25 protein-coding genes are annotated in these 25,165 nt (G+C 72.5%); 12 read left to right on the top strand and 13 right to left on the bottom strand.

The window, feature by feature from the left end:
• Positions 1-103 precede the first annotated feature (103 nt).
• A complete protein-coding gene (gene grpE / locus ACQKQD_RS14635; protein WP_026604829.1) occupies positions 104-718 on the top strand; it encodes a nucleotide exchange factor GrpE in 615 nt (204 codons plus the stop codon).
• A gap of 18 nt (positions 719-736) precedes the next feature.
• Here grpE and ACQKQD_RS14630 read toward each other — a convergent pair whose 3' ends face one another.
• The 3 genes from ACQKQD_RS14630 to ACQKQD_RS14620 all read right to left on the bottom strand — a co-directional run bounded on the left by ACQKQD_RS14630 (position 737) and on the right by ACQKQD_RS14620 (position 2,192).
• Complete coding sequence (locus ACQKQD_RS14630) at positions 737-1,108, bottom strand: hypothetical protein (protein WP_427508733.1); 372 nt, start codon at positions 1,106-1,108, stop codon at positions 737-739.
• 185 nt (positions 1,109-1,293) lie between these two features.
• The gene (locus tag ACQKQD_RS14625; protein ID WP_427508702.1) at positions 1,294-2,028 is read right to left on the bottom strand and encodes an outer membrane protein; all 735 of its coding nucleotides are present in this window, start codon (positions 2,026-2,028) and stop codon (positions 1,294-1,296) included.
• 35 nt (positions 2,029-2,063) lie between these two features.
• Positions 2,064-2,192 (bottom strand): hypothetical protein, encoded by a 129-nt coding sequence (locus ACQKQD_RS14620; RefSeq protein ID WP_020092541.1) that lies wholly within the window; start codon positions 2,190-2,192, stop codon positions 2,064-2,066.
• A gap of 474 nt (positions 2,193-2,666) precedes the next feature.
• Between ACQKQD_RS14620 and ACQKQD_RS14615 the strand changes: the two genes are divergently transcribed.
• Both ACQKQD_RS14615 and ACQKQD_RS14610 read left to right on the top strand, forming a co-directional pair.
• Positions 2,667-3,512 carry a DUF6502 family protein gene (locus ACQKQD_RS14615; RefSeq protein WP_132367216.1) on the top strand — a complete coding sequence of 282 codons (846 nt, stop codon included), beginning with the start codon at positions 2,667-2,669 and terminating at the stop codon, positions 3,510-3,512.
• An 11-nt stretch (positions 3,513-3,523) separates the two neighbouring features.
• Positions 3,524-4,831, top strand: coding sequence for a DUF5666 domain-containing protein (locus ACQKQD_RS14610; protein ID WP_427508701.1), 1,308 nt, complete (start codon positions 3,524-3,526; stop codon positions 4,829-4,831).
• 192 nt (positions 4,832-5,023) lie between these two features.
• On the opposite strand, the gene ada is transcribed toward ACQKQD_RS14610, so the two are convergent.
• Positions 5,024-6,088, bottom strand: a complete 1,065-nt coding sequence (gene ada / locus ACQKQD_RS14605) for a bifunctional DNA-binding transcriptional regulator/O6-methylguanine-DNA methyltransferase Ada (protein WP_091976863.1) — start codon at positions 6,086-6,088, stop codon at positions 5,024-5,026.
• 178 nt (positions 6,089-6,266) lie between these two features.
• On the opposite strand from ada, the gene ACQKQD_RS14600 reads away from it, so the two are divergent.
• Positions 6,267-7,253, top strand: a complete 987-nt coding sequence (locus ACQKQD_RS14600; RefSeq protein ID WP_427508700.1) for an alginate O-acetyltransferase AlgX-related protein — start codon at positions 6,267-6,269, stop codon at positions 7,251-7,253.
• A 147-nt stretch (positions 7,254-7,400) separates the two neighbouring features.
• Here the strand turns inward: ACQKQD_RS14600 and ACQKQD_RS14595 are convergent, their stop codons facing one another.
• Positions 7,401-8,147: a YebC/PmpR family DNA-binding transcriptional regulator gene (locus ACQKQD_RS14595; RefSeq protein ID WP_427508699.1), complete on the bottom strand. Its 747-nt coding sequence runs from the start codon at positions 8,145-8,147 to the stop codon at positions 7,401-7,403.
• Between the two features lie 229 nt (positions 8,148-8,376).
• On the opposite strand from ACQKQD_RS14595, the gene ACQKQD_RS14590 reads away from it, so the two are divergent.
• Entirely contained in the window at positions 8,377-9,417 is a 1,041-nt protein-coding gene (locus ACQKQD_RS14590) for an SDR family oxidoreductase (RefSeq protein WP_427508698.1), read from the top strand.
• Positions 9,418-9,451: 34 nt separating this feature from the next.
• Positions 9,452-10,426 carry an MBL fold metallo-hydrolase gene (locus tag ACQKQD_RS14585; protein ID WP_427508697.1) on the top strand — a complete coding sequence of 325 codons (975 nt, stop codon included), beginning with the start codon at positions 9,452-9,454 and terminating at the stop codon, positions 10,424-10,426.
• Here ACQKQD_RS14585 and ACQKQD_RS14580 read toward each other — a convergent pair.
• Genes ACQKQD_RS14580 through ACQKQD_RS14565 form a run of 4 tightly spaced genes read right to left on the bottom strand, consistent with a single transcriptional unit; the run spans position 10,387 to position 13,815 of the window.
• Positions 10,387-11,175 carry an HAD-IA family hydrolase gene (locus ACQKQD_RS14580; protein WP_427508696.1) on the bottom strand — a complete coding sequence of 263 codons (789 nt, stop codon included), beginning with the start codon at positions 11,173-11,175 and terminating at the stop codon, positions 10,387-10,389. The genes ACQKQD_RS14585 and ACQKQD_RS14580 overlap by 40 nt on opposite strands.
• Positions 11,169-11,855 (bottom strand): ribulose-phosphate 3-epimerase, encoded by a 687-nt coding sequence (gene rpe / locus ACQKQD_RS14575; RefSeq protein ID WP_091926234.1) that lies wholly within the window; start codon positions 11,853-11,855, stop codon positions 11,169-11,171. Before rpe ends, ACQKQD_RS14580 begins: the two co-directional genes overlap by 7 nt.
• Before the next feature lie 20 nt (positions 11,856-11,875).
• Positions 11,876-12,736, bottom strand: a complete 861-nt coding sequence (locus ACQKQD_RS14570) for a phosphoribulokinase (protein WP_091926233.1) — start codon at positions 12,734-12,736, stop codon at positions 11,876-11,878.
• A 23-nt stretch (positions 12,737-12,759) separates the two neighbouring features.
• Positions 12,760-13,815 carry a class 1 fructose-bisphosphatase gene (locus ACQKQD_RS14565; protein ID WP_427508695.1) on the bottom strand — a complete coding sequence of 352 codons (1,056 nt, stop codon included), beginning with the start codon at positions 13,813-13,815 and terminating at the stop codon, positions 12,760-12,762.
• Positions 13,816-13,997: 182 nt separating this feature from the next.
• Here ACQKQD_RS14565 and ACQKQD_RS14560 point away from each other — a divergent pair, with 182 nt between their 5' ends.
• Together ACQKQD_RS14560 and ACQKQD_RS14555 are read left to right on the top strand one after the other, a co-directional pair.
• The gene (locus ACQKQD_RS14560) at positions 13,998-14,945 is read left to right on the top strand and encodes a LysR family transcriptional regulator (protein WP_026604832.1); all 948 of its coding nucleotides are present in this window, start codon (positions 13,998-14,000) and stop codon (positions 14,943-14,945) included.
• On the top strand, positions 14,942-16,186 hold the full coding sequence (locus ACQKQD_RS14555) for an NAD(P)/FAD-dependent oxidoreductase (RefSeq protein WP_427508694.1): 1,245 nt from the start codon (positions 14,942-14,944) through the stop codon (positions 16,184-16,186). The genes ACQKQD_RS14560 and ACQKQD_RS14555 overlap by 4 nt, the downstream gene beginning before the upstream one ends.
• Positions 16,187-16,522: 336 nt before the next feature.
• Here ACQKQD_RS14555 and ACQKQD_RS14550 read toward each other — a convergent pair whose 3' ends face one another.
• The 3 genes from ACQKQD_RS14550 to ACQKQD_RS14540 all read right to left on the bottom strand — a co-directional run bounded on the left by ACQKQD_RS14550 (position 16,523) and on the right by ACQKQD_RS14540 (position 19,513).
• Complete coding sequence (locus tag ACQKQD_RS14550) at positions 16,523-17,764, bottom strand: MFS transporter (RefSeq protein ID WP_170868027.1); 1,242 nt, start codon at positions 17,762-17,764, stop codon at positions 16,523-16,525.
• Positions 17,765-17,845: 81 nt separating this feature from the next.
• Positions 17,846-18,760 (bottom strand): amino acid ABC transporter substrate-binding protein, encoded by a 915-nt coding sequence (locus tag ACQKQD_RS14545; RefSeq protein ID WP_427508693.1) that lies wholly within the window; start codon positions 18,758-18,760, stop codon positions 17,846-17,848.
• A gap of 117 nt (positions 18,761-18,877) precedes the next feature.
• Complete coding sequence (locus ACQKQD_RS14540) at positions 18,878-19,513, bottom strand: glutathione S-transferase family protein (protein WP_427508692.1); 636 nt, start codon at positions 19,511-19,513, stop codon at positions 18,878-18,880.
• 195 nt (positions 19,514-19,708) lie between these two features.
• On the opposite strand from ACQKQD_RS14540, the gene ACQKQD_RS14535 reads away from it, so the two are divergent.
• From ACQKQD_RS14535 to ACQKQD_RS14520, 4 genes are all read left to right on the top strand, one after another.
• Positions 19,709-20,089: a response regulator gene (locus ACQKQD_RS14535; RefSeq protein WP_020092557.1), complete on the top strand. Its 381-nt coding sequence runs from the start codon at positions 19,709-19,711 to the stop codon at positions 20,087-20,089.
• Between the two features lie 72 nt (positions 20,090-20,161).
• Positions 20,162-22,135: an AI-2E family transporter gene (locus tag ACQKQD_RS14530; RefSeq protein WP_042674354.1), complete on the top strand. Its 1,974-nt coding sequence runs from the start codon at positions 20,162-20,164 to the stop codon at positions 22,133-22,135.
• Positions 22,136-22,267: 132 nt separating this feature from the next.
• Complete coding sequence (locus tag ACQKQD_RS14525; protein WP_427508691.1) at positions 22,268-23,887, top strand: hybrid sensor histidine kinase/response regulator; 1,620 nt, start codon at positions 22,268-22,270, stop codon at positions 23,885-23,887.
• Positions 23,888-23,904: 17 nt separating this feature from the next.
• Complete coding sequence (locus ACQKQD_RS14520) at positions 23,905-24,219, top strand: plasmid stabilization protein (protein ID WP_427508690.1); 315 nt, start codon at positions 23,905-23,907, stop codon at positions 24,217-24,219.
• A gap of 51 nt (positions 24,220-24,270) precedes the next feature.
• Here ACQKQD_RS14520 and ACQKQD_RS14515 read toward each other — a convergent pair whose 3' ends face one another.
• Complete coding sequence (locus tag ACQKQD_RS14515; RefSeq protein ID WP_427508689.1) at positions 24,271-25,161, bottom strand: ketopantoate reductase family protein; 891 nt, start codon at positions 25,159-25,161, stop codon at positions 24,271-24,273.
• Positions 25,162-25,165: the final 4 nt, after the last annotated feature.

Genomic DNA, 25,165 nt, shown 5'->3' with positions numbered 1-25,165 from the left:
GCGTACGGGTTGATTTCGCGGCTCCGTGGCCAGATATCAGCGCCGATTCCACCATCCCTCACCGATTCCCGCCCACGACTGAAACGTGATGACGAGCAACGACATGCCCCAGGATGACCAGCGCCAGACCACGGTCGAAGCCGGTGCCGGCGCGGCCCAGGATCCCGCGCCCGCGGGTCAGGGCAGCGAGTCGGCCACCGTCGATCCGGTCGCGGAGGCCCTGGCCCTGCTGACCGCCGAGCGCGACGAGCTCAAGGACCGGACGCTGCGCACCCTCGCCGAGATGGAGAACCTGCGCCGCCGGACGGAGCGCGAGGTCGCCGACGCGCGCGCCTACGCGGTGACCAACTTCGCCCGGGACGTGCTCAACGTCGCCGACAACATCCGCCGCGCCCTCGACAGCGTTCCGGCCGACGCGAAGGCCACGGCCGACGGCGCCCTGAAGGGGCTGATCGACGGGATCGAGCTCACCGAGCGCGACCTCGGCAAGACCCTCGAGCGCCACGGCGTGAAGATCGTCGAGCCGCAGGGCCAGAAGTTCGACCCGAACCGCCATCAGGCGATGTTCGAGGTGCCGAACGCGGAGGTTCCGGCCGGCACCGTCGTGCAGGTCGTGCAGGCGGGCTACGTCATCGGCGAGCGCGTGCTGCGCCCGGCCCTGGTGGGCGTCGCCAAGGGCGGCCCGAAGGCAGCCGCCAACCCGGCCGACGCCGCCTGAGCGGTCCCGCGGTGCGCCCTACTGGCAGGGCAGCGCCGCGGCGAAATCCGAGATGAACTGCGCGGTCTGGCGGGTCTGGGCCGGCGCGGCCGGATCGCGGGCGACGAGCCCCGCCTCGACGCGGAGGCGGCCGTTGCAGGCGCAGGTCGGCAGCGTTCCCGCGGCCGGCTCGGGCGAGCACGCGTCGTGGTGCGCGCAGGCGAGATCCAGCGCGTCGATCGGCGGGTAGCTGGGCCCGCGGCTGCCGGGGCCGCAGAAATTCCCGTAGATCAGGATGGCGCCGCGCCCGTCGGGCCCGGGTGGCACGATCTCCTGCGCCCGCGCCGGGACGGTGCAGGCCGCGAGCGCGACGGCGAGCAGCATTGTCGTGAGGGAGGTCGAGCTGGGCATGCTCACGGCCGATCCTGTCGGAGAGAATCCGCGGTCCCGCGGGGCTGCACCCGCGCGGTATCCGGCCTCACCGACATCTCTCGGCCGTGGACAGGCTCGCGCGGCCGACAGATTCGCGAAGCCGAATGCAGCGCATTGCGACGCAGCTTGACCGCTCCGTCAAGCTATCGTCCAACGAATATTGCTCAGAATCGGTAATTCACACCGGCCCGAACCACCGCAAACCCGGAGTCCTGTTTGCCGGCACCATAAAACGCCGGAACACTGGCGTTGTAGTACGTGGCGGCGTTCGTTCCGCGGCCGAGATGGAGGTAGAGCGCCTCCACCTTGGCGGAGAGCTTCTCGGTGAAGGCGTACTCGATGCCGCCGCCGGCCGCGTATCCGGTCCGGTCGGTCGACGGCAGGGTGTAGGGGTAGGCGCCCGCGTCGGTCGCGCGCGCCCCGCCGCCGTAAGCGAAACCGCCGGTCCCGTAGACGAGGACCCGGTCGAACGCGTAGCCGAGCCGGGCGCGGACCGTGCCGAAATAGTCGAGGCTCGGTCGGACACTGTAATACGGCGTGGTGCCGAGATAGGCGGCGTCCGCCTTGGCGAAGGCCGCGCCCTGGATGTCGGCCTCGACGCCGACGACGACGCCGGAGCCCGGCGTGAATTGGTAATTGTAGCCGATCTGGCCGCCGCCGGCGAAGCCGCCTGACCGCCCGCCGCCCGTGACGGTGCCGTAGGTCGGATCGGTGAAGCCGCCGCTCCCGGTCGGGAACGCGTATCCCGCATTCACGCCGGCATAGAAGCCCGTCCAGGTGAAGACCGGGAGCGACGGCAGTGGCGGCGGCGCGCGGCGGGGCAGGTCGGCCGCCTGGGCGGCGAGGACCAGGCAGCCGCATGCGGCGCCCGCGAGGGCTGCGGAGGTTCGTGCGTTCATGGAAATCTCGTTCGGCGCGCGGCGGAGCCGCGGGATCAGAGGGCCAGGAGGAGCAGCCCGACGACGGTCACGGACAGGATCAGGCAGAGAGCGAGATCGAGAATGGCCGCTCCACCGCAGGTCGGCGCGGTTCGTGCGCGGTCGATACCGGACAGGGCGATCAAGAGCGGACCTCGCGGTTCTCTCCCGTGCGTGCCGCGACCCTCAGGGTTCTCGCGGCGCGTCGGGGCCCGACGGCGCCCGAGGGTGCCGCCGCCCCGCCTGAGGGGGTGGCGGGAGCGGCGGCCTGCGGCGCCCTCGGTGAACCTGCGCGGTGGACCGTTTCCGCGACGGCGACCCCGAGGACGGGCAGTGTGAGCGCGGCGACGACGCAGACGAGGCGTCGGAGCCGCGGAAGGGGATCACTCAGCCTTGCCCGTCGCGCCTGGGCGGTGGGAAGCGTGAGCGGCGGCAGGGGCCTCGGCACGAGCGTTCGCGTATCAATCGTCATCGGCCGGCCCCGCATTTCGTGGGAAATTTGACCACGAAGCCGTTTTACGTGTGCAAAAATCCCACGTCAACGCGAAATTGAGGGACCAGCGTGCGCCTTCGCACGCGGTGGGATTGTGTCCCACAGCATGAGCGGTCACGATGCGGCCATGTCTGATACTGCCGATACACCGCGGGAGGGCGCCAGCCTGCACGCGCCGCTGGCACGGCTGCTGCGTCCCCTCGTGCGCCTGCTCGTCGCCCGCGGCATCACCTTCCCGGCGCTCACCGACCTGCTGCGCGAGCTCTACGTGAACGTCGCCGAGTACGACTTCGCCCTCGCCGGAAAGGAGCAGACCGACAGCCGCGTCTCCCTGCTCACCGGCATCCACCGCAAGGAGGTCCGGCGCCTGCGAGGCGCCGGTGCTCCGGTCAGCGCCGTCCCGGCGGTCGTCTCCCGCACCAGCCGGATCATCGCCCGCTGGATCGCCGACCCGGCCTTCACCGACGCGCAGGGGCAGCCCCTGAAACTTCCGCGCACGGCCGAGGGCGGCGCACCCTCGTTCGAGTCGCTGGTCGCGGGCGTGACGCGGGACCTGCGGCCGCGCGCCGTCCTCGACGAGTGGCTCGATCGCGGGCTGGCCTTCACGGATCCGCAGGACCGGATCGTGCTGGCCGAGGCCGCCTACGTACCGAGGGGCGACGGCGCCGAGGGGCCCCAGCTCTACTATTTCGGCCGCAACCTGCACGACCATATCGCGGCCGCCGTCGCCAACATCTTCGGAGACGCGCCGCGCTTCCTCGAGCGGGCGGTCCACTACGACGGGCTGTCCAAGGACCTCGCGACCCGGCTCGAGGCGCGCGCCCGCGAGATCGCCATGGAGGCGCTGCAGCAGGCCAACCGGGAAGCGCACGCCGCCTGCCAGACCGATCCCGGCGGCACGCATCGCTGGAACTTCGGCCTGTACGTCTACACCGAAGCGGCGCCGCCGGCGCGGCGAGCGGACGAGCGGTGAGAGGCCGGCCGGTGCGCGCCACACTCAACCGCCGGTTCGTCCTGCGCCTCCTCGCGGGCGCCGCGACCGTGCTGCCCGGCACCGTCCGGTCGCAGGAATCCCCGCGCGATCAGGGCATCGGCGGGACCGGCATGATGCGGACCGACGCGCCGAAGAGCGGGCCCCTCGGCGAGGGCGACCGCGGCATCGGCGGCACCGGCGTGATCGGCACGATCCGACGCTTCGGCTCGATCGTCGTCAACGACCTGCGCATTGCCTATCCGCCCGAGGTGGAGGTGCATATCGACGGCACGGCCGCGAAGGCCGCCGACCTGAAGATCGGTCAGGTCGTCCACGTGGTGGCGCGGCCCGAGGGCGGCGGACTCGCCACGGGGCGGATCGACGTCACGAGCGAAGTGGTCGGGACGGTGGAATCGGTCGCGCCTGGGCGGCTCGTAGTGCTCGGCCAGCGGGTCTCGACCACGGGTCTCGGCGGCGCGTGGCAGCCGGGCGCGCGGGTCGCCGTGAGCGGGCTGCGCCGGCCCGACGGCGTGATCGTGGCGAGCCTGATCGAGCCGCGGGACACCGGGCCCGACCGCGTCGCCGGCCCGGTGCGGCGGGTCGCGGGCGGCCTCGGGATCGGCGGCCTCCGCCTCGCGGGCGCCGACGCCCTGCCGCCGGGCCGGCGCGCCCTGGTGACGGGCCGTGCGGCGAACGGTGTGCTCACCGTGACCAACGCCGCGCAGGTCGGCCTGCCCTTCCCGCCGGGTCTGATACAGGTCTCGATCGAGGCCTATATCGGCCGGGATAGCGGTAGGCTCGACGTCGGCGCGGGCTACGCCGTCGCGGGTCGTCCGGGCGCGCAGGTTCCGCGCACCGGAAGCGTGCGGGCGGTGCTGACCGCGGCGATCGCGCGGGACGGGGACCTGACGGTGGAGCGGCTGCGGATCGAGGACCGCATCGCGCCCGAGCCGCAGCGGCCGGACGCCCCGCGGTTCGAGCGGGAGCGCGACCGGCTCGACCTCCGCAACCTCCCCGACGAGGCGCCCGGCCGCTTCGGCGCCGAGCCCGGAGGCCGCCAGGGCGGCCTGGGCGGCATCGGCGAACCGCGCGGCCCCGCGATCGACACCCGGCCGGGGGGCGCGGTCGTCCCCGGATCGGAGGGCACCGGCGGATTCGGAGCGCCGCGCGGCGGCTTCGGCGGCACGCCGCCGGCAGGCCCCGGGGCGTTCCCGGGCGGCCCCGGGGGCCTCGGCGGTCCGCCCGGAGGCCCCGGCCCGGGCCCGGGCGGGGGCGGTTTCGGCGGCGGTTTCGGCGGCCCTGGCGGCGGTCGACGCTAGCGCCGCCCCCGGCCACGTCGGGACAGTGACGATCGCCGAGCCCGTCTTGAGCGAGGCGCGGTTCCCCTCTCCCGCACGGGAGCGGGGCAAGTCGCGGCTGTCTCGACCGGAGGCACCTTTCCTCCGGACCGTCGCACTACGAAAGGGAACGGCCCTGGGGCAGACCGCACGGAGCACCGGAGGCGCGGGACTTCAGGCCTCCGCCTCCCGGTCGAGCAGCGCGCGCTTGCGCGCGACGCCCCAGCGATAGCCCGACAGGGCACCGTCCGAGCGCACGACGCGGTGGCAGGGGATGGCCACCGCGACGGGGTTCGCCCCGCAGGCCTGCGCGACCGCGCGCGTCGCCGTCGGCAGGCCGATCGCCCGGGCGATCTCCGCGTAGGTCGCGGTGGATCCCACCGGGATCTTGCGCAGCGCCGTCCAGACCCGCTGCTGGAACGCCGTGCCGCGGATGTCGAGGGGCAGGTCGAGGCCGCTGCCCGGCGCCTCGACGAGACCGATGACCCGCGCCATCCAGCCCTCGAAGGCCGGGTCGCCGCCCTCGATCTCCGCGGCGGGGAAGCGGTCCTGGAGATCGTGCAGGAGCGGCTCGGGCGCGTCCCCGAGGAGGATCGCGCAGACGCCCGCCTCGGTGGCGGCGACGAGGATCGCGCCGAGGCTGCAGGCGCCGATGCCGAACCGGATGCGCAGGCCCGCGCCGCCCGTCCGGTAGGCGGCGGGCGCCATGCCGAGCCGCGGCGCGCCCGCCGCGTAGAACCGGCTCGCGGCGCCGTAGCCGGCCTCGTACAGCGCCTCCGTCACCGAGGCGGCCCCGGGCAGCCGCCGCGCCACGGCGGCGGCACGGTGGGCGGCCGCGTAGGCTCTGGGGGTCACGCCGGTGGCGTCCTTGAACACCCGGTGGAAGTGGTAGGCGCTCAGGCCGGCGGCGCGGGCGAGCGCGGCGAGGGACGGAACCGTCTCCGCCGTCTCGATCAGGCGGCAGGCGCGGGCGACCGCCTCGGCCCGGCGCTCGGCGAGGGCGGGCTCGTCCGGGCGGCAGCGGCGGCACGGCCGGAAGCCGGCAGCCTCGGCCTCGGCGCAGGTCCGGTGGAAGCTGACATTCTCGGGCCGCGCCGCGCGCGCGGCGCAGCTCGGGCGGCAGTACACGCCCGTGGTGCGGACCGCGTACACGAAGGTGCCGTCGGCCCGCGGGTCGCGGGCGGCGAGGGCGGCCCAGCGCTCGGCGTCGCCGGGGTCTGTCGCGGGAACGGGGCTCATGGCAGCCGTACTATGCGGCTTGGCGCGGGCGTTGAGGAGGGGCATGACGGGGCCTGCCGGGTGGTGGATGACGCGTGCGGCACTCTGCCGGTCCGCCGCCGCTCCGGCATCCCGCGCCTTGCGGCCGAATTCGACATCGGCGGCCGCCGGAACGGGCGACCCGCCTCACGAGTGCGTCATGGCTTCGAGCACGCCCGATCACATCCATGTCGGCCAGGACGGCTGGCTGTTCCTGAAGACGGGAACGAACGACGTGCTCGGCCAGTACGAGCGGCCGGGGGAGACGACCGAGCTGATCTGGCAGTGGCGCAGCCTCGTGACGACGCGGGAGCGGCGCCTGCGCGCCCAGGGGATCCTGTACCGCCACGTCGTCGCCCCGGAGAAGCTGATGATCTACGATCACCGGCTCGACGGGCTCACCATCCGGCCGGGCGCGTCGCCGGCCTACCGCCTCCTCCACAGCGAGCCCCCGGCGGGCCGCTTCCCGGGTCCGGTCGGGCTGTACGCGGCCTGGCGCCGGCGGAAGCGCTGGCGGCAGACCTGCATCGATCTGGTGACGCCGATGCGGGCGCAGCGCGACGCGGCCGACCTCTACTGCCGGACCGACACCCACTGGTCCGCCGACGGCTGCTATCTCGCCTACGCGGAGATCTGCCGGGCGCTGGGCGCCGAGCCGCGGCAGGACCTGCGAGAGCGGCCGTCCTTCGAGACCGACCACGACGGCGATCTGGGGAGCGCCTTCGATCCACCCCGGCGGGCGCGCTCGCGCACCGTCCTGATGCAGCAGGACGCGGTCCGGACCTACGGCAGCCCGATCGTCGAGGCCCGGGAGAAGGCCGGCCTGCTGCACACGCTGCATGTCGGTGCGCACGTGATCTACGGGAACACCGAGGCCACCGACCCGCGCCGGCTGGTCTTGTTCGGCGATTCCTTCTCGCACGTCATGCCGTACATGCTGACGATCATGCTGGCCGAGACGTTCCGCGAGGTGCACTTCGTCTGGAGCACCTCGCTGGACTGGCCGTATATCGAGCGCGTCCGGCCCGACATCGTGCTGACCGAGGTGGCCGAGCGCTTCATGGTGCAGCTGCCCGACGACACCTTCTCGGTGGAGCGCTACGCGCAGGACCGCTTCGGGGCCGAACTCGCCGCCGCGGGCGCCTGACGGGCGAGCCCGGAACTCCGGAGGGCGAACACGCCGCCACCCCCGACTTCGCCAGTCCGGGATTGCCGAGCGGGATCCGGAGCGCGAGCGGGCGCCCGGCATGGCTGAGACCGGAACTGTCCGTTCCCGGCTCGCCGGCCGTGCCCCTCACGCCTGCAGCTTGGCCACCAGCGCGTCCGACAGGGCGAAGTTCACGTAGACGTTCTGGACGTCGTCCTGATCCTCGATCACCTCGACGAGGCGGATGAGCTTCTCGCCGGTCTCGTCGTCGACATTGATGGTGTTCTGCGCCTTCCAGATCAGGCCCGTGCGCGCGGGCTCGCCGAAGTGCGCCTCGAGGGCCTTGGTGACCTCGCCGTAGGAATCCTGGGCGCAGATGACCTCGTGTCCGTCCTCGCCGGAGCTGACGTCGTCGGCGCCGGCCTCGATCGCCGCCTCCAGCATCGTGTCGGCGTCGGCCACGGAGGCCGGGTAGGCGATCACGCCGACGCGGTCGAACATGAAGGCGACGGCCCCGGTCTCGGCGAGGCTGCCGCCGGACTTGGTGAAGGCCGAGCGCACGTCCGAGGCGGTGCGGTTGCGGTTGTCGGTTTGTGCCTCGACGATCAGCGCGGCGCCGCCGGGCCCGTAGCCCTCGTAGCGGATGTCCTCATAGTTCTCGCCGTCGGCGCCGGCGGCCTTCTTGATGGCGCGCTCGATATTGTCCTTGGGCATGTTCTCGGCGCGGGCCGCCAGGATCGCGGCGCGCAGGCGCGGGTTCATCGCCGGGTCGGGCGTACCGAGCTTGGCCGCCACCGTGATCTCGCGGGCGAGCTTGCCGAACACCTTCGAGCGGACCGCGTCCACCCGGCCCTTCCGGTGCATGATGTTCTTGAACTGCGAATGGCCTGCCATGACGGTTCGGACTTTTGTTCGTTGGCGCGGGCGGGCGTGCGGGACCCCGCCGTCGCGGCTGTGAGGTCGCGCCGTATATAGGCCGCCGCCTTCGGACGAAGCAACGCGGCCGGTGCCGGTCGGCGCGACGCGGGTCGACACGGCCCCGCGGGCTTCGCAATCCCGTGACCGCGGAAAAAGTCGCCGTCTCGGGCGTTGGCGCTGGACTTCACGCGCAGCTGGGAACCCGATGTCGAGCCGGAACGGACGCAGCACGGTCATGGTCACGGGCGCGAGCGCCGGCGTCGGCCGGGCTGTCGCCCACGAATTCGCCCGGCACGGCTGGAACGTGGGGCTGATCGCGCGCGGCCCGGCGGGGCTGAGGGGCACGGTCCGCGATGTCGAGCGGGCCGGCGGCCGGGCCCTGGCCTTTGCGGCCGACGTCGCCGACGCGGAGGCCGTCGCCCAGGCCGCCGACGCGCTGGCCGAGGCGTTCGGCGGCATCGACGTCTGGGTCAACAACGCGATGGTGACGGTCTACGCGCCCGTTCAGGAGACGAGCCCGGACGAGTTCCACCGCGCCACCGCGGTGACCTATCTGGGGCAGGTGCACGGCACGCTGGCGGCCCTCCGCCACATGGTCCCGCGCGACCGGGGCACGATCGTGCATGTCGGCTCGGCGCTCGCCTACCGGTCGATCCCGCTCCAGGCAAGCTACTGCGCCGCCAAGGCCGCCGTGCGGGGCTTCGTTGATTCCCTGCGCAGCGAGCTGCTCCACGACCGCAGCCGAGTCCGCCTGACGATGGTACAGCTTCCGGCCGTGAACACGCCGCAATTCGACTGGGCGCGCTCGCGGCTGCCACGCAAGCTCGAGCCGGTGCCGCCGATCTACCAGCCGGAGGCCATCGCCCGGCACGTCTTCCGGGCGGCGCACGACGCGCCCCGGGAAGTGTGGATCGGGGCCTCGGCCTGGAAGGCGATCATCGGAAACATGCTGATCCCGGGCTGGATCGACGGCTACCTCGCCCGGCACGGCTATCGCGGGGAGATGACCGGCGTGCAGGCGCAGAAGAACCGACCCGACAACCTCTACGACCCGGTGGACACCGATCCCGGCGCCCACGGCCGCTTCGACGCCCGCGCGACCAGCGACGTCGCCGCGGCCGACCCGCGCTGGCTCAAGTTCGGGATCGCGGCCGCGCTCGGCCTCGTGGCCGGGACGATGCTGTTCGCCACCGAGGCGCACGGGCGGGCGGACGCCCGCGCCGATCGCCGGCCGGGCAGACGCTAGGACACGGGCCAACGCGGGTTTCAAGGAGGATCCGATGCCGGGCACGAACCGTCGCGATCTGGTGCGGGCCGCGCTCGCCGGAGGAGCCGTCCTGGGTCTCGGCGGCCGCGCCCGCGCCACCGCACCCTTCGGCGGAGCGCAGGCGCCGGGCTTCTACCGGACACGTATCGGCAGCTGCGAGGTCACGATCCTCAACGACGGGGCGCGCAGCTTCCCGATGCCGGACCGCTTCGTGCGCAACGTTCCCCGGGACGAGGCGCTCGGCGCCGCGCGGGCGGCCTACATGCCCCCCGGCCAAGTGACGGTGCCGTTCAACCCGACGCTGATCAACACGGGCGCGAAGCTCGTCCTGATCGATACCGGCAACGGCTCGGTGCCGGGCGCGCCCGTCGGCCGCCTCGCGGCGAACCTCGCGGCGGCCGGGATCAGGCCCGAGGACATCGATCTCGTCCTGCTCTCGCACCTCCATCCCGACCACACGAACGGCCTCAAGCGGGCGGACGGGTCCCTCGCCTTCGCGAACGCCGAGATCCGGGCCGCCGCACCCGACTGGGCGTTCTGGATGAGCGACGCCAACATGGCCCGCGCCGCCGACCCGGTGACGCAGGGCTACTTCGCCAACACCCGCCGGGTGCTCGGCGACCTGAAGGACCGGATCGGCACCTTCGCGTGGGACGAGGAGATCGTGCCCGGGATCACCGCCCTCGCCGCCCCCGGCCACACGCCGGGCCACACGGCCTTCGCGGTCGCCTCGGGTGCGGACCGTCTGCTGATCCAGTCCGACGTGACCAACATCCCGGCCTTCTTCCTGCAGCACCCGGACTGGCACGTGATGTACGATCACGACGCCGATCAGGCCCAGGCGACGCGCCACCGCTTCTACGACACGGCCGCGTCCGAGAGGGCCCTCGTGGTCGGCTACCACTTCCCCTTCCCGTCGCTCGGCCACGTGGAACGGGACGGACCGGGCTACCGGCTCGTGCCCATCGCCTGGGCTGGCACGCTCTGACCGTCCTGGGATTCGTGCCACCGGATCAGGGAGGCCAGATCCACGACCCCGCCCGGCCATTCGACGCCCGCGAGGTGCCGGTGCGGCCGGTCCGGCTCGCCGAGATCCGAGACGGCCGAGAAAGCGCCGTCGAGCCGGTGGCTCTCGGTGTAGCGGCTCCGGGTCGCCAGGACCGGCAGCCCGGCGGCCTGGGCCGAGCTGATGCCGGCGGCCGAATCCTCGAAGGCCACCGCCTCGGAGGCCGGGATCTCCAGGCCGGCGAGCGCCAGCAGGAACACGTCGGGGGCGGGCTTCTTGCGGCTCGCCTCGTCGCCGGCCGCGATCACGTCGAAGGGCGCTGCGTCCGGCGGGAAATTGGCGGCGAGGAGCCGGTCGACGTTCGGGCGGCTCGTCGTGGTGGCCACCGCGAGCCGGATTCCCGCGGCCCGGGCCTCGGCGATCAGCCGGGCGATCCCGGGGCGCAGCGGCAGGCCGTTCCGCGCGACGAGGTCGCCGTAGGCGCGCGTCTTGATGGCGTGGATCTCCGGCGCGCGGGCGTGGAGTGCGGCGGCCTCCGCCGGGTGCTCGGTGTCGATGTAGTGGGCGAGCCGCTCCTTGCCGCCCATGACGGCGAGCAGGTCCGCGTAGAGCGCCTCGTCCCACCGCCAGGGCAGGCCGAGCTCCGCGAAGGCGCGGTTGAACGCCTGCCGGTGCAGGTCCTCGGTCTCGGCGAGGGTCCCGTCGACGTCGAAGATCAGCGCCCTCAGCACGACAGGTCGCGACCGGAGGCGCCCTCCGCGCCCTCGCGGATCGCCGCGATGCGCTCGGCGTAGGCGCCCGGGCCGCCGCTGAAGACCGCGTTGCCGGCCACGAACGTGTCGGCCCCGGCGCGGCTCGCGACCTTGACCGTCTCGGGGTCGATCCCGCCGTCGACCTGGATGCGGATGTCCCGGCCCGCCACCATGGCGCGCACCCGCGCCACCGATTCCATAGCGCCCTTGATGAAGCTCTGGCCGCCGAAGCCGGGATTGACGGTCATCACCAGCACGAGATCCACGAGGTCGAGCACCGGCTCGACCATGGCGGCCGGCGTGCCCGGGTTGATCGCCACGCCGGCGCGCTTGCCGAGGTCGCGGATGGTCTGGAGCGAGCGGTGGATGTGCGGCCCGGCCTCGGCATGGACCGTGATGCCGTCGGCCCCCGCCTGCGCGAAGGCCGCGAGGTACGGATCGGCCGGCGCGATCATCAGGTGCACGTCGAAGTACTTCTGCGTGTGCGGCCGGAGCGCTTTCACCACCGGCGGCCCGAAGGTGATGTTGGGCACGAAATGCCCGTCCATCACGTCGAGATGGATCCAGTCGGCCCCGGCCGCGTCCACGGCGCGGGTCTCCTCGGCCAGCTTCGAGAAGTCGGCGGACAGGATCGACGGGGCGATGACGGGTGCGAGCATGGGAGGCTTTCGGGGTCGGCTCAGGCCAGCCGGCGGCGGCGCTCGACGAGCTGCATGATCATCGGCGTCAGGATCAGCTGCATCGCCAGGTCGAGCTTGCCGCCGGGGATCACGATGGAGTTGGCCCGGCTCATGAAACTGTCGTGAATCATGGAGACGAGATACGAGAAGTCGATCCCCTTCGGGTCCTTGAAGCGGATCACGACCATCGATTCGTCGGCGGTGGGAATCCAGCGGGCGATGAACGGGTTCGACGTGTCGACCGTCGGCACCCGCTGGAAGTTGATGTCGGTGAAGGAGAATTGCGGGCAGATAGTCTGCACGTAGTCGGGCATGCGCCGCAGGATCACGTCGGTCACCGCCTCGGTGGAGTAGCCGCGGAACGAGCGGTCCCGGTGCAGCTTCTGGATCCATTCGAGGTTGATCACGGGCACGACGCCGATCTTCAGGTCGGCGTAGCGGGCGATGTCGACGTCCGGGTCGGCCACGCAGCCGTGCAGGCCCTCGTAGAACAGGAGGTCGGAATCGGGCGGGAACGTCTCCCAGTCTGAGAAGCTGCCCTCCGGGATGCCGTAGGCCTGCGCGTCGTGCTGGTCGTGGGCGTAGTGACGGGTCCGGCCGGTGCCGGACTCGGCGTAGCTGCGGAACACCGCCTCCAGCTCGGGCAGGAGGTTGGCCCGCGGCGCGAAGTGGGACAGCGTCGGCTCGTTCGCCATCATCGCCCGCATCGTGTCGCGGTCGAAGGCGTGGAAGCCGTCACCCTCGATGAAGACCGCCCGCACGTCCTCGCGGCGGAAGATCTGCTCGAAGGTGTTGCGCACCGAGGTGGTCCCGGCCCCGGAGGAGCCGGTCACCGAGATGATGGGGTGCCGCGCCGACATGCCTTTACGACTTCACGGTGCGGCTATGACCGCATCAGTCCGCGCTGGCCGAAGAGCGGCGAGCGGCCGGCATCGGGCTTGCCGCCGGCATAGTAGGTGGCGACGCACGCCACTTCCTCGGTGGAGCCGCAGACCAGCGGCGCCCGCTCGTGGATCCCGGTGGCCACGAGGTCGAGGATCCGCGTCTGGCCGTCGGTGGCCGCGCCGCCGGCCTGCTCGACCAGCATGGCCACGGGCGCGACCTCGTAGAGCAGCCGCAGGCGGCCGCGGGCGTAGTTCTTCCGGGCGTCGCCCGGGTAGAGGAACACACCGCCGCGGGTCAGCACGCGCTGGATGTCGGCCACCAGCGAGGCGAGCCAGCGCATGTTGTAGTCCTTGTCGCGCGGCCCCTCGGTGCCGCGCTGGCAATCCTCGATATAGGCCTTCACCGGCGCGTCCCAGTGCCGAGCGTTGGAGGCGTTGATGGCGAATTCCTTGGTGGAGGCCGGCACCGACATCGCCGGGTTCGTCAGCTTGAACCGGCCCTCGGCGCGGTCGAGCACGTAGGACTGGGTGCCGTCGCCGAGCGTCAGGATCAGCGCCGTGGCCGGACCGTAGGTGACGAAGCCCGCGGCGATCTGCGTCGAGCCGGGGGTGGTGAACGAGGCCAGCGGGTTCGCCGGATCCTTGATCGACGGCCGGATGCCGAAGATCATGCCGACAGCCATGTTCACGCCGATGTTGGAGGAGCCGTCGAGGGGGTCGATGGCGACGGCGAGCGGGGCGTCCGGGTTCAGACGCATCACCTCCTCGGCCTCCTCGGAGGCGACCTCGGCGACCGGCGCGCCCCGCAGCGCCGCGGTCACGCTCTCGTGAGCGATGACGTCGAGGGCCTTCTGGACGTCGCCGTCGCTGTTGTGATCGCCGGCCGCCGCGAGGTCGCCACCGAGCGCGCCGCGCCCGATCCGCTCGCTGATCTCCACCGCCGACCGCGCCACGGCCGCGATCACCGCGGCGGAGTCCTTCAGCGCCGGATTGGCGTCCACGGCCTGCGCCAGGCAGGTCTCGAGGGGCGTCCCGATCGCCGCTGAAATTGTCATCGGCCTACTCCTCCTGCTCGGATCCCGTCCGCGGGGATCGCGCGTTCCGCGCCGGCTCTGTAGCGGCCGCTTGGCTGCCAAGATAGCGGTCTCTGTCTCCGGATCGACAGGAACCCGCGGCGGGGCCTTCAAGATTTCTGTGCGATCTTGTGCCATAGGACGAAAAAAACGAGATGTCCGCCATGCGCAACCTCTCCCTCAAGCAGCTTCAGGCGGTCGCTGCCGTTGCCCGCCTCGGCACCATGACCCGGGCTGCGCAGGAGCTGAACGTCACCTCGGCCGCCCTCTACGCGCGCATCCGCCAGCTGGAGGAGGAGGCCGGGCTGCTGCTGTTCGACCGGACGCCGGGGGGCCTCAAGCCGACGGATGCCGGCCGCGAGATGCTCTGGGCGATCGACAGCATCAACACGGTGCTGGAGACCTGCACGGACCGCCTGCGCACCCTGCGCGGCGCGGAGGGCGGCCGCGTGGCGCTCGGGGTCGTCTCCACCGCCAAGTACTTCGCCCCGCAGGTGATCGCGGGCTTCGTCAAGAAGCATCCCGGCGTCGAGATCAGCCTGTCGGTGCGCAACCGCGGCCAGACCGTGGAGGCGCTGCGCGGCTACGAGATCGACTTCGCCCTGATGGGCCGCCCGCCCCGGGACTTCCCGATCGAGGCCGCCACCTTCGGGCCGCACCCGATCGTGCTGATCGCGCCGCCCGGCCACCCGCTGGCGGGCCGGACCGACCTGAACCGCGAGGACCTCGCGGACCAGCCGTTCTTCCTCCGCGAAGAGGGCTCGGGCACCCGCATGGTCTTCGAGGAGTTCATGAGCGGCGTCCTGGTCAAGCGGGCGCCGCTGGACATCGACACCGGGTCGAACGAGACGATCAAGCAGGCGGTGATGGCCGGGCTCGGGATCGCGCTGCTCTCGGTGCACTCCGTGGCGGCCGAGCTGGAGAGCGGGCGCCTCGTCCTCCTCAACGTCAGGGGCCTGCCGATCCGGCGCGACTGGTACGCGGTCCGGCGCGCCGACAAGGTGCTGGGCCCGGCCGCCTCCGCGGTCTGGTCCTACCTGATGTCGGAGGGCGCGCGCTGCCTGCCGGGCGTCGCCCAGAGCGGTCTGGTGCTGGCGGGAGCCAAGGCGTGAGCGCCGCTGCCGGCGTCGTCGTGGCCGGGGCCGGGCAGGCCGGCTTCCAGCTCGCCGCGTCCCTGCGGGAGGGCGGGTTCCGCGACCCGATCACCCTGGTGGGCGACGAGACCGCCCTGCCCTACCAGCGGCCGCCCCTCTCGAAGGCCTACCTCGCCGGCAAGACCGACCGGGAGGGCCTGTTCCTGCGCCCGCCCGGCTTCTTCGCCGAGCACGCCATCGCGCACCGCCCGGGGCTCCGCGCCGTCGCGGTCGACCGGGACGCGCGCCGCCTGCAGCTCTCGGACGGCACCGACCTCCCCTACGACCACCTCGTGCTCGCCACCGGCGCGCGCAACCGTCCCCTGCCGGTCCCTGGCGCCGAACTCGCGGGCGTGCGCCAGCTGCGCGGCCTCGCGGATGCCGACGCCCTGAAGGCGGCGGTCGCCGAGGCCCGGGCGATCGTGGTCATCGGGGCCGGCTTCATCGGGCTCGAATTCGCCGCCGTCGCGGCCGCGCGCGGCCTGCCGGTGACGGTGATCGAGGCGGCCGAGCAGCCCATGGCCCGGGCGGTCTCGTCCGAGATGGGCGAATTCTTCCGCCGCGCCCACGCCGCGCTGGGCGTGCGCTTCGCCTTCGGGGCCGGCGTGACGGCGATCGTCGGGCGGGACGGCCGCGCCACCGGCGTCGCCCTGGCGGACGGCAGCGAACGCGCGGCCGACCTGATCCTCGTCGGGATCGGCGTCCTGCCGAACCGGGAACTCGCCGCGGAGGCCGGCCTGCCGGCCGAGGACGGCGTGCGGGTCGACGCGTTCCTGGCGACGCCCGACCCGGCCATCTCGGCGATCGGCGACTGCGCCCGCTTCCCCATCCCCTTCGCCCACGGGCTGACGCCGGACGGGACGGTGCGGATCGAGTCCGTGCAGAACGCCATCGACCAGGGCCGCTGCCTCGCGGCGCGCCTCACCGGCAAGCCCGCCGCCTACGGCGCGCTGCCGTGGTTCTGGAGCGACCAGGGTCCGCACAAGCTGCAGATCGCGGGCCTGTCGGGATCCGGCGATGCCGGCGTCGTCCGCGGGACCGGCGACGCGTTCTCGGTCTTCCGCTTCCGCGACGGGCGCCTGAGCGCGGTGGAATCCGTCGACCGCGCGGGCGACCACATGATCGCGCGGCGCCTGCTCGCGGCCGGGACGCCGCTGACGCCCGACCAAGCGGCCGATCCGGACTTCGACCTGAAGGGGCTGGCGATGGGGCGGGTCTGAGAGCTGCTCCGCGTCATCGCGAGCGTAGCGAAGCGACCCAGAGCAGCGCGACATCGGGAGGCGTGGCGCGACACTGGATTGCTTCGCTGCGCTCGCAAGGACGACCTCGCGCGGTTCAGACTAACTCTCGGAAAACCATGGAACGGCTGGACGCCGCTTTGAATCGTCCGAGCACCATGCCCTTTCCCCGGCGCATGGAGCACCAGCGGAATGCGACCCGGGATCCAGCGCGAAACGTCGCGAAGCGTCGATATGCGGTGCCGCTTTCGCGGCGCTTCGTGCGCTGGTTCCCGGATCGCCTTCCACTGCGTTGCGGGCGTCCGGGAAAAGGCGCGCTCAGCCGGTAAACGGGACTGGTCCCGGCTTCTGCCGCAGGGCGATGGCGGTGGCGATCCCGAGCGCCAGGATGGTGACGGCGCATCCGAGCAGCGCCCCGAGCTGCCCGAACCGGAGCAGCGCCTGCCCGATCACCGCGACGCCGAGCGCCTGGCCGCAGAAGAACGAGAAGGCGTGGAGCGCCACCGCGGAGGCGCGGGCCTTGGGCGCGACCTCGGTGACCTGCGTCTGGTAGGTGTTGTGCAGCATGTAGAAGCCGAGGCCCATGGCGGTGAGCGCGGCGCAGTCGACCTGCCAGGAGCCCGCCAGCCCGACCACGGTGAGCGATGCGCCGCAGATCAGGCCGCCGCCGATCAGCATCCGCGGCAGGCCGAGCAGCCGCACCAGCAGCCCGACCAGGGCCGAGTAGAGCAGGCCGCCGACCGCGAACCCCGCCAGCACCAGCCCGGCCTCGCGCGGGCCGCCCTCGCCCCGCGCCTCGATCAGCGGAGCGAGGTGCGGGAACACGCCGAAGATCGCGATGGCCTCGATGAACACCGCCGAGAACAGCACCCGCGCCCGGGGATTGCCCAGGATCGTGCGGTAGCGCGTCACCGCCTCGCCGAAGGCGGGGCGGCGGGCCGGGGCCCGGCCGGCCCGGTCGAAGCCGAGGACGGTCGCCGCGCAGGCCAGGGCCGCCACCGCGGCGGTGACCGCGAAGACGCCGCGCCAGCCGATCGCCGCCTCGATCAGGCCCGCGAAGGTCGAGCCCGAGAGCTGGCCGAGGATCACCGCCACGAGGAAGCGCCCGATCGCCACCTGGCGACCCTCCATCGGCACGCGGTCGCCCAGGAGCGCGAGCGAGAGCGGGATGCAGCCGCCCGCGGCCGCCCCCGCCAGCATGCGCAGGCCGAACAGGCTGCCGATGTCCGGCGCGACGCTGCACAGGGTCAGCGCCACGGCGAGCACCGCGAGGCAGGTGCTCATCACCCGCTCCTTGCCGAGCGCGTCGCCGATCGGGCCGAGCACCGGCTGGATGAACGCGTAGGGCAGTGCGAAGGCGGTGGAGAGGAGCGCCACCGTGTGGGCGTCGCTCGCGAGATCCCGGGCGAGCACGCCGACGAGGGGCTCGACCGAGCGGAGCGCGAAGGTGCTGCCGAACCCCGCGCAGGCCAGCACGACGATCAGGCGCGGGATCGACGTGGCCGGCGCCGCGGCGACGGCCGCGCTGGACGGGAGAGCCGGCTCTGTGCTGTCGGTCATGGCACGCTTCGCGAGGCGGGCGGGATCAGACCCGCGGCATCGCATCTCCCTCGCCGGAGCGGAACCCCGCCGCGCGACAGATCAGTGCGCGTAGAACGCGGGATCCGGATTGTCGGTCGGGTGCGCGAAGGCCCAGCGCAGGGCCGACGACAGCGGCACGCTGTAGTTGAGGCCGCGCGGCGGCACGGGCTTCAGGAACCAGCGGTCGTAGAGCACCGTGATCTCGGGGCTCCGGTAGAGATCGGCCGTCGCCCGGTCGACCACCGCCTTGAAGGCCGGATCGTCCTTGCGCAGCATGATCCCGTAGGGCTCCGGATTGGACAGGGTCTCGTCGCTGACCGCGTAGGCGGCGGGCTCCTTGGACTGGGCCGCGACCACGCTGAGCTGGACGTCGTCCATGACGAAGGCCGAGGCCCGGCCGGTCTCGACCATGAGGAACCCCTCCGGGACGTCCTTGGCGGCGATCACCGTGATGCCGAGCTTGCGCTCGTTGTTGGCCTTGATCAGCATCAGGATGTTGGTCGAGCCGGCGACCGACGAGACCGTCTTGCCGCGCAGGTCGTCCAGGCTGGCCACGTGCTGGTCCTTCCGGGAGACGAAGCGGGTCGCCGTGAGGAAGTGCGTGTTGGTGAAGTCCACCTGCTTCTTGCGCTCGGCGTTGTTCGTCGTCGTCCCGCATTCGAGATCGATCGTGCCGTTGGTCATCAGCGGGATGCGTGAGGAGGAGTTGACGAACTCCATCCCGACCTCGAGGCCCGGCATCTTCAGTTCGCGCTTCACCGCGTCGGCGATCCTCAGGCAGATGTCCACCGCGAAGCCGACGACCTTCTGGTTCTGGTCTAGGTAGCTGAACGGGGTCGCGGTATCGCGCACGCCGAGGACCAGCCTGTTGCTGTCGTGGATCTTCCTGAGGGTGCCGGTGAGATCGGCGGCCCGCGCGGCCCCCGCGGGGGCACCGAGGAGGAGCGCGGCGATGAGGGGAGCGAGCAGACGCATGGGCCGACGGGTTCCGGTCGCGCGAGGGGCCGTCCGCGGGGTGCGCCGGCGGCGGGAGACCGGACCGCGCGCCGGGGCCGGCCCCCGGCGCGAGCCCCAGCAAGAGTCCGGCCGCGGTCAGGCGGACGCGGCCGCTTGGTGCACCTCGGCGAGCTGCGCGTCCGCGGCCGCGACCTTCCGCGAGGCCGGGCGGGACCGGATGCGCTCCACGTAGGCCGCCAGCACCGGGTCGGGCGCGACGAGGCCGAAGCCCGTCGTCCAGCCGAGGGCGCCGCCCCACAGCACGTCGGCGGCGCTGAAGCGCGCGCCGAGCAGGTACGGGCCGGGCGTCAGGGCCTCCTTCACCCGGGCGATGACGCTGTCGTAATCGGCGTAGGCCGACATGGCGCGCGGGCCCGGCTCCCGCTTCAGGTACCGGTCGACCACCGCGGGCTCGAAGCAGGAGCCGTAGAACACCATCCAGCGCAGGTAGGTGGCCCGGTCGGGCTCGGTCGGTGCCGGGGCGAGCCCCGCCTCGGGGAACAGGTCGGCGAGGTAGAGGTAGACGGCCGCCTGCTCGGTCACCACGGCGTCGCCGTGGCGGATCGCCGGCACCTTCGCCATCGGGTTCACGGCGCGATAGGCGTCCTGGAGGTGCTCGCCGGCGCGCATGTTGAGCGCGTGCAGCCGGTACGGGACCCCGAGTTCCTCGAGCAGCACGCGCACGCCCGACGAGCGGGTATTGGGCGAATGATAGAACTCGATGTCAGGCATACTGGCCATTCCGCCCCGTCCGAAAATTGTCGATTCGTTGGCGTCCACGCTCTTACCCGCGGACCAACGGGTCAACCGCGGACCGGAGGCCACTTCTCCAGGGACCGGAATCGCGGCAGGAACGTTGGGCGATTGTGCGTTGCCGCGCGTTGGGCCTCCGACCGGCACGACGCGAGCCGGGGGTTACGAGTTCTGATGGCGAAGATTCTGCTGGTCGAGGACCACGAAGAGATCTGGGATTTCCTCTCCCGCCGCCTCAAGCGGCGCGGCTACGAGGTGATGCTCGCGCATGACGGCGAGGCCGGCGTCCGGCAGGCGCGCTCGGGCCAGCCCGATGTGATCCTCCTCGACATGAACCTGCCGGTCCTCGACGGCTGGTCGGTCGCCCGGACGCTGAAATCCGGCACCGACACCCGGGCGATCCCGATCATCGCGCTCACGGCCCACGCCATGTCGGGCGACCGCGACAAGGCCATCCAGGCCGGCTGCGACGACTATCACCCGAAGCCCGTCGATTTCTCGAAGCTGCTCAGCCAGATCAGCGCCGCCCTGGGCGAGACCGCGCAGGCGAGCTGACCCGGCAGCGGACGCGCGACCTGCGGCCCCGAGATCTGTGGCCCCGAGACCTGATGTGAGTGGAGCGTGTCCGTGAGCGAGGATCCCGTCACTGCCCAGCGCCTGCGGCAGGGCCTGCCGATCTTCGTGGCGCTGGCGTCGCTCCTCCTCGTGGTCGCCACGATGGCGGCCCTCTACCTCGGGCGCGAGATCCTCGTGCCGGTGACGCTGGCGATCCTCCTGAGCTTCGTCCTCGTGCCGGCGGTGCGGATGCTGCGGCGGCTGCGCGTGCCCCGCGCGCCGGCGGTCCTGCTCGTCGTGGTGATCGTCTTCGGCGCCCTGTTCGGCATCGGCAGCCTGATCGCCAGCGAGGCGTCCCAGCTCGCCTCCGACCTGCCGCGCTACACGCAGGTGATGCGCACGAAGATCAAGGATCTGCGCGGGGCGACGGCCGGGACCGGCACGCTCTCGCGGATCGTCGACATGGTGCAGGATCTCAGCGCCACCCTGCAGCCGCCGCCGGCCGCGGAGGTCCGCGGCGAGCCGGGATCGCGCACGCACCCGCTCACGGTCGAGCTCACCCCCGCCCGCGCGAGCGTCGTCGACACGCTCCAGACCTTCGCCGGCCCGATCCTGCACCCGCTGGCGACGACCGGCCTGATCCTGATCTTCACGATCTTCATCCTGCTCCAGCGCGAGGACCTGCGGAACCGGGCGATCCGGCTCGCCGGCGGCTCGGGCGACCTGCGGCGCACGACGGCGGCGATCGACGACGCCACGAGCCGGCTGAGCCGGTTCTTCCTGGCCCAGCTCGCCCTCAACATCGCCTTCGGGCTGGTGATCGGCATCGGCCTCTGGCTGATCGGCGTGCCGAGCCCGACCCTCTTCGGCGTGCTCGCCGCGATCCTGCGGTTCGTGCCCTATATCGGCGCGGCGATCAGCGCCCTGCTGCCGCTGATCCTCGCGGCCGCCGTCGATCCCGGCTGGAGCATGGTGATCGCCACCGCGGCCCTGTTCCTCGTGGTCGAGCCGATCTGCGGCCACGTGATCGAGCCGCTGCTCTACGGGCACTCCACCGGCCTCTCGCCGGTCGCCGTCATCCTGGCCGCGACGATCTGGACGTTCCTGTGGGGCCCGATCGGCCTCGTGCTGGCCACGCCCCTCACCGTCTGCCTCGTGGTGCTCGGCCGGCACGTGGAGCGGCTCTGGTACCTCGACGTGCTGCTCGGCGATCAGCCCGCCCTGTCGCCGCCCGAGATCTTCTACCAGCGCATGCTGGCCGGCGACCCGGTCGAGGCGATCGATCAGGGCTGGCAGTTCCTGAAGGAGCGCGCCCTCGTCACCTACTACGACGAGGTCGCCCTCGCGGGCCTCCTGCTGGCACAGGAGGACCTGTCCCGCGGCACACTGGATCGGGAACGGCAGGCGGAGGTCGGTGCCGCGATCGGGACGGTGGTGGACCGCCTCGGCACGGCGCCGGTCGGGCGCCGCGCCCGGCGGGGATCCGGCCGCGGCCCCGACACCGAGACCGCGGCGGCGCTCGCCGCCGTCGGGCCCGACCGGCAGGTGGCCGGCATCGTCCTCGAGCGCGAGGACCTCGCGCCCAACTGGCGCGGCGAGACGCCGGTCCTGTGCGTGTCGAGCCGCGGCCCGTTCGACGAGGCGGCGACGCTGATGCTTAGCCAGATCCTCGCGCGCCACGGACTGGCCTCGCAGATCCTGTCCATGGCGGCGATCCGCGCCGGCGAGCGGCCGCAGAACCCGGACGGCCTCGCGCTGATCTGCTTCTCCTACCTCGAGCCGGTCAGCCTGTCGCAGATCCGGTTCACCGTCCGGCAGGCCCGGGCCGCGGTGCCGGGTGTCCGCATCCTGGTCGGCTTCTGGCGCGAGCGCGATCCCGCGACCCTGGAGCGGCTGCGCCGGGCGACCTCGGCGGACTTCCTGGTGACGTCGCTGAACGAGGCGCTGTCGGCGGTGCTGGGCGCCTGCCGCGAGGCCGCGCCGCCCCGGCTCGTCCCGGCCCCCGTGGGCGCGCCTTCCGAGGCGGCGCGGCCGGCCGCGGCATGAGCCCTTCGCGCGACACCGCCGCTGGGGATACAAGGTCGACTTCGGCCGTCCGGCCGCTAGTCTCGCGCACGCCTCGCGTGATCGACCGGGCGCAGAGGTCTTTCCCGGCCAGGAAGGTGACGACCGCCTCGCATGACTGAGACGCCAGAAACACCGCCCTCCGGGCCGAGTCCCCCGATCCGGGACGGCGCCCCGAGCGACATCACCGATCGCAAGAGCGACATCTTCTTCGCGGCCGTCGAGACGACGCGGATGCCGATGATCGTCACCGATCCGCGCCAGCCCGACAACCCGATCATCTTCGCCAACCGGGCGTTCCTGGCGATGACCGGCTACACGCCGGAAGAGCTGATCGGGCGCAACTGCCGCTTCCTCCAGGGTCCCGACACCGACCGCGAGAGCGTCGCGCAGGTCCGCGCGGCGATCGCCGAGAAGCGCGAGTTCGCCACCGAGATCCTGAACTACCGCAAGAACGGCTCGACTTTCTGGAACGCCCTGTTCGTCTCGCCGGTCTACAATGCCGACGGCGAGCTCGTGTACTACTTCGGCTCGCAGCTCGACGTCTCGCGCCGCCGCGACGCCGAGGAGGCGCTGGGCCAGGCCCAGAAGATGGAGGCGCTCGGCCAGCTCACCGGCGGCATCGCGCACGATTTCAACAACCTGCTGCAGGTGATCGTCGGCTACGTCGACATCCTGGCGGCCGGCCTGGAGAAGCCCGACGCCGACCGCGCGCGCCTCGGCCGCGCCACCGAGAACATCCGGCAGGCGGCCGAGCGCGCCACGACGCTGACGCAGCAATTGCTGGCCTTCGCCCGCAAGCAGCGGCTGGACGGCCGCGCGGTCAATCTCAACACCCTGATCGAGGGGATGGGCGAGATGGTCGCCCGCTCGGTGGGCGAGGCCGTGAAGGTCGAACTCGACCTTGCGCCCGATCTCTGGAACTGCCGCGTCGACCCGACCCAGGCCGAGGTCGCGATCCTGAACGTGCTGATCAACGCCCGCGACGCGATGCCGGAGGGCGGCACCGTCCGGATCTCCACCGAGAACAGCGAGATCGCCGCGCGCGGCCGGGAGATCGGGCCGCTGCGCGACGGCCGCTACGTCAGCATCGCCATCAAGGACAGCGGCACCGGCATCCCGCCCGCCGTGCTCGCCCGGGTGATGGACCCGTTCTTCACCACCAAGGAGGAGGGCAAGGGCACGGGTCTCGGCCTGTCGATGGTCTACGGCTTCGCCAAGCAGTCGGGCGGCGCCGCGCAGATCGAGTCGGCGGTGGGGTCCGGCACGACGGTGCGCCTGTCGTTCCCCGCGACCGACGGCGACGTCAACGCCCCCGCGAAGGTCTCGCTGCGGGCCGTGGACCGCCAGGGCACCGAGACGATCCTGATCGTCGACGACCGCGAGGACGTGGCCGAACTCGCCCGTACGATCCTGCGGGACTTCGGCTACACGACGCTGGTCGCGAGCAATGCCCGCGAGGCGCTGGAGATCCTGGACTCGAGCGGGAAGGTCGATCTGCTCTTCACCGACCTGATCATGCCGGGGGGCATGAACGGGGTGCTGCTGGCCCGCGAGGCCCGGCGCCGCCAGCCCAAGCTCAAGGTCCTGCTCGCCACGGGCTACGCGGAGGCGAGCCTGGAGCGAACCGATATCGGCGGGTCGGAGTTTGATCTCCTGAACAAGCCCTACCGGCGCACGGAGCTGGTCCGCCGCGTGCGCGCGATCCTCGACGGTCCGACCGGGGTGGGCTGAGCTTCGGGAGACGGCCCATGTCCCAGGGCGACAAGTCGAAATACACCGACAAGCAGAAGCGCAAGGCCGAGCACATCGCCGACTCGTACGAGTCCCGCGGCGTGCCGGAGAAGGAGGCGGAAGCCCGGGCCTGGGCCACCGTCAACAAGGACGACGGCGGCGGCAAGAAGCCGGGCGGATCGGGCCGCGGTAAGGCCACCGGCCATCCGTCCGCCCACAAGGGCGGCGCGTCCGGCGGCAAGGCCTCGGCCGGGCGCACGGCCGCGGAGCGCTCCGCCTCCGCCCGGAAGGCCGCCGCGACCCGCAAGGCCAACGCCGCCGCTCGGGCCTGACCGCCCGTCGCGAGCCGGACCTCCGGCCTCCGTGCCGGTGCGGGGTCGATCTCAGTCCCGCCGCTCGGCGAGCTTGACCAGCGCGTGCAGCAGCCGGTTCGCCGGCGTCGGGATCCCGTGCGCCGCGCCCCGGCGCACGATGGTGCCGTTGAGGTGGTCGATCTCGCTCGGCCGGCCGCGGGCCAGATCCTGGGCGGTGGACGAGCGCTGTCCGGCCATGGCGGCGCTGAGCGCCATCACGTCGTCGAGGATGCCGGGCGACACGGACACGCCCTCGGCCTCCGCGACGCGCGCGCATTCCTGGACGACGTCCGCGATGACCGCGACCACGCCCTCGCCCTCCACCAGGCGGCCGTAGGGCAGCTGCGTCAGGGCCGACAGGGCGTTGTAGGCGCAGTTGATGATCAGCTTCGCCCAGAGCGCGTCGACTGCCGTCTCCGAGACGGTGGTCGGGATGCCGGCCGCCGCGAACGCGGCGGCGACGTGCCCGCTCGTCTCGGACGCGCCGAGGATCAGGTCGCCGCGCCCGTTGTGCCGGACGTGGCCGGGGCCGGCCATCGCGGTGGCGACGTAGACCGCCACCGGCACGACCGGCCGGCCCAGCACGGCGGCGAGCCGCTCGGCGTTGTCGACGCCGTTCTGGAGGCTGAGGACCGTGGCGGCCGGATCGAGGTGGGGCGCGATCATCGCGCCCGCCGCCTCGGTGTCGCCCGACTTCACGCAGACCAGCACGAGGTCGGCGCCCGACACGCCCGCCCCCGTATCGGTCGCCCGGACGGGCACGGAGGCCGTCCCGGCCGCGCTCTCCAGCACGAGACCGTCCTTCTCGACCGCCTCGACCAGGGCGGGACGGCCGATCAGCGTCACCGCGTGGCCGGCCCGCGCCAGGAGGAACCCGTAGTAGCAGCCGACCGCGCCGGCCCCCACGACGGCGACGGTCATGGCG

Source organism: Methylobacterium sp. NPDC080182, from assembly GCF_050281105.1.
Taxonomy (GTDB): domain Bacteria; phylum Pseudomonadota; class Alphaproteobacteria; order Rhizobiales; family Beijerinckiaceae; genus Methylobacterium.
Note: the sequence above shows the minus strand (reverse complement) of the source record. Positions and strands in the feature narration are given on the sequence as shown.

What these genes read in the sequence shown, in the direction of transcription:
- grpE (WP_026604829.1), top strand. Translation starts at nt 104, where the DNA reads ATGCCCCAGGATGACCAGCGCCAGACCACGGTCGAAGCCGGTGCCGGC.
- ACQKQD_RS14630 (WP_427508733.1), bottom strand. Translation starts at nt 1,108, where the DNA reads ATGCCCAGCTCGACCTCCCTCACGACAATGCTGCTCGCCGTCGCGCTC.
- ACQKQD_RS14625 (WP_427508702.1), bottom strand. Translation starts at nt 2,028, where the DNA reads ATGAACGCACGAACCTCCGCAGCCCTCGCGGGCGCCGCATGCGGCTGC.
- ACQKQD_RS14615 (WP_132367216.1), top strand. Translation starts at nt 2,667, where the DNA reads ATGTCTGATACTGCCGATACACCGCGGGAGGGCGCCAGCCTGCACGCG.
- ada (WP_091976863.1), bottom strand. Translation starts at nt 6,088, where the DNA reads ATGAGCCCCGTTCCCGCGACAGACCCCGGCGACGCCGAGCGCTGGGCC.
- ACQKQD_RS14600 (WP_427508700.1), top strand. Translation starts at nt 6,267, where the DNA reads ATGGCTTCGAGCACGCCCGATCACATCCATGTCGGCCAGGACGGCTGG.
- ACQKQD_RS14595 (WP_427508699.1), bottom strand. Translation starts at nt 8,147, where the DNA reads ATGGCAGGCCATTCGCAGTTCAAGAACATCATGCACCGGAAGGGCCGG.
- ACQKQD_RS14590 (WP_427508698.1), top strand. Translation starts at nt 8,377, where the DNA reads ATGTCGAGCCGGAACGGACGCAGCACGGTCATGGTCACGGGCGCGAGC.
- ACQKQD_RS14585 (WP_427508697.1), top strand. Translation starts at nt 9,452, where the DNA reads ATGCCGGGCACGAACCGTCGCGATCTGGTGCGGGCCGCGCTCGCCGGA.
- rpe (WP_091926234.1), bottom strand. Translation starts at nt 11,855, where the DNA reads ATGCTCGCACCCGTCATCGCCCCGTCGATCCTGTCCGCCGACTTCTCG.
- ACQKQD_RS14570 (WP_091926233.1), bottom strand. Translation starts at nt 12,736, where the DNA reads ATGTCGGCGCGGCACCCCATCATCTCGGTGACCGGCTCCTCCGGGGCC.
- ACQKQD_RS14565 (WP_427508695.1), bottom strand. Translation starts at nt 13,815, where the DNA reads ATGACAATTTCAGCGGCGATCGGGACGCCCCTCGAGACCTGCCTGGCG.
- ACQKQD_RS14560 (WP_026604832.1), top strand. Translation starts at nt 13,998, where the DNA reads ATGCGCAACCTCTCCCTCAAGCAGCTTCAGGCGGTCGCTGCCGTTGCC.
- ACQKQD_RS14550 (WP_170868027.1), bottom strand. Translation starts at nt 17,764, where the DNA reads ATGACCGACAGCACAGAGCCGGCTCTCCCGTCCAGCGCGGCCGTCGCC.
- ACQKQD_RS14545 (WP_427508693.1), bottom strand. Translation starts at nt 18,760, where the DNA reads ATGCGTCTGCTCGCTCCCCTCATCGCCGCGCTCCTCCTCGGTGCCCCC.
- ACQKQD_RS14540 (WP_427508692.1), bottom strand. Translation starts at nt 19,513, where the DNA reads ATGCCTGACATCGAGTTCTATCATTCGCCCAATACCCGCTCGTCGGGC.
- ACQKQD_RS14535 (WP_020092557.1), top strand. Translation starts at nt 19,709, where the DNA reads ATGGCGAAGATTCTGCTGGTCGAGGACCACGAAGAGATCTGGGATTTC.
- ACQKQD_RS14525 (WP_427508691.1), top strand. Translation starts at nt 22,268, where the DNA reads ATGACTGAGACGCCAGAAACACCGCCCTCCGGGCCGAGTCCCCCGATC.
- ACQKQD_RS14520 (WP_427508690.1), top strand. Translation starts at nt 23,905, where the DNA reads ATGTCCCAGGGCGACAAGTCGAAATACACCGACAAGCAGAAGCGCAAG.
- ACQKQD_RS14515 (WP_427508689.1), bottom strand. Translation starts at nt 25,161, where the DNA reads ATGACCGTCGCCGTCGTGGGGGCCGGCGCGGTCGGCTGCTACTACGGG.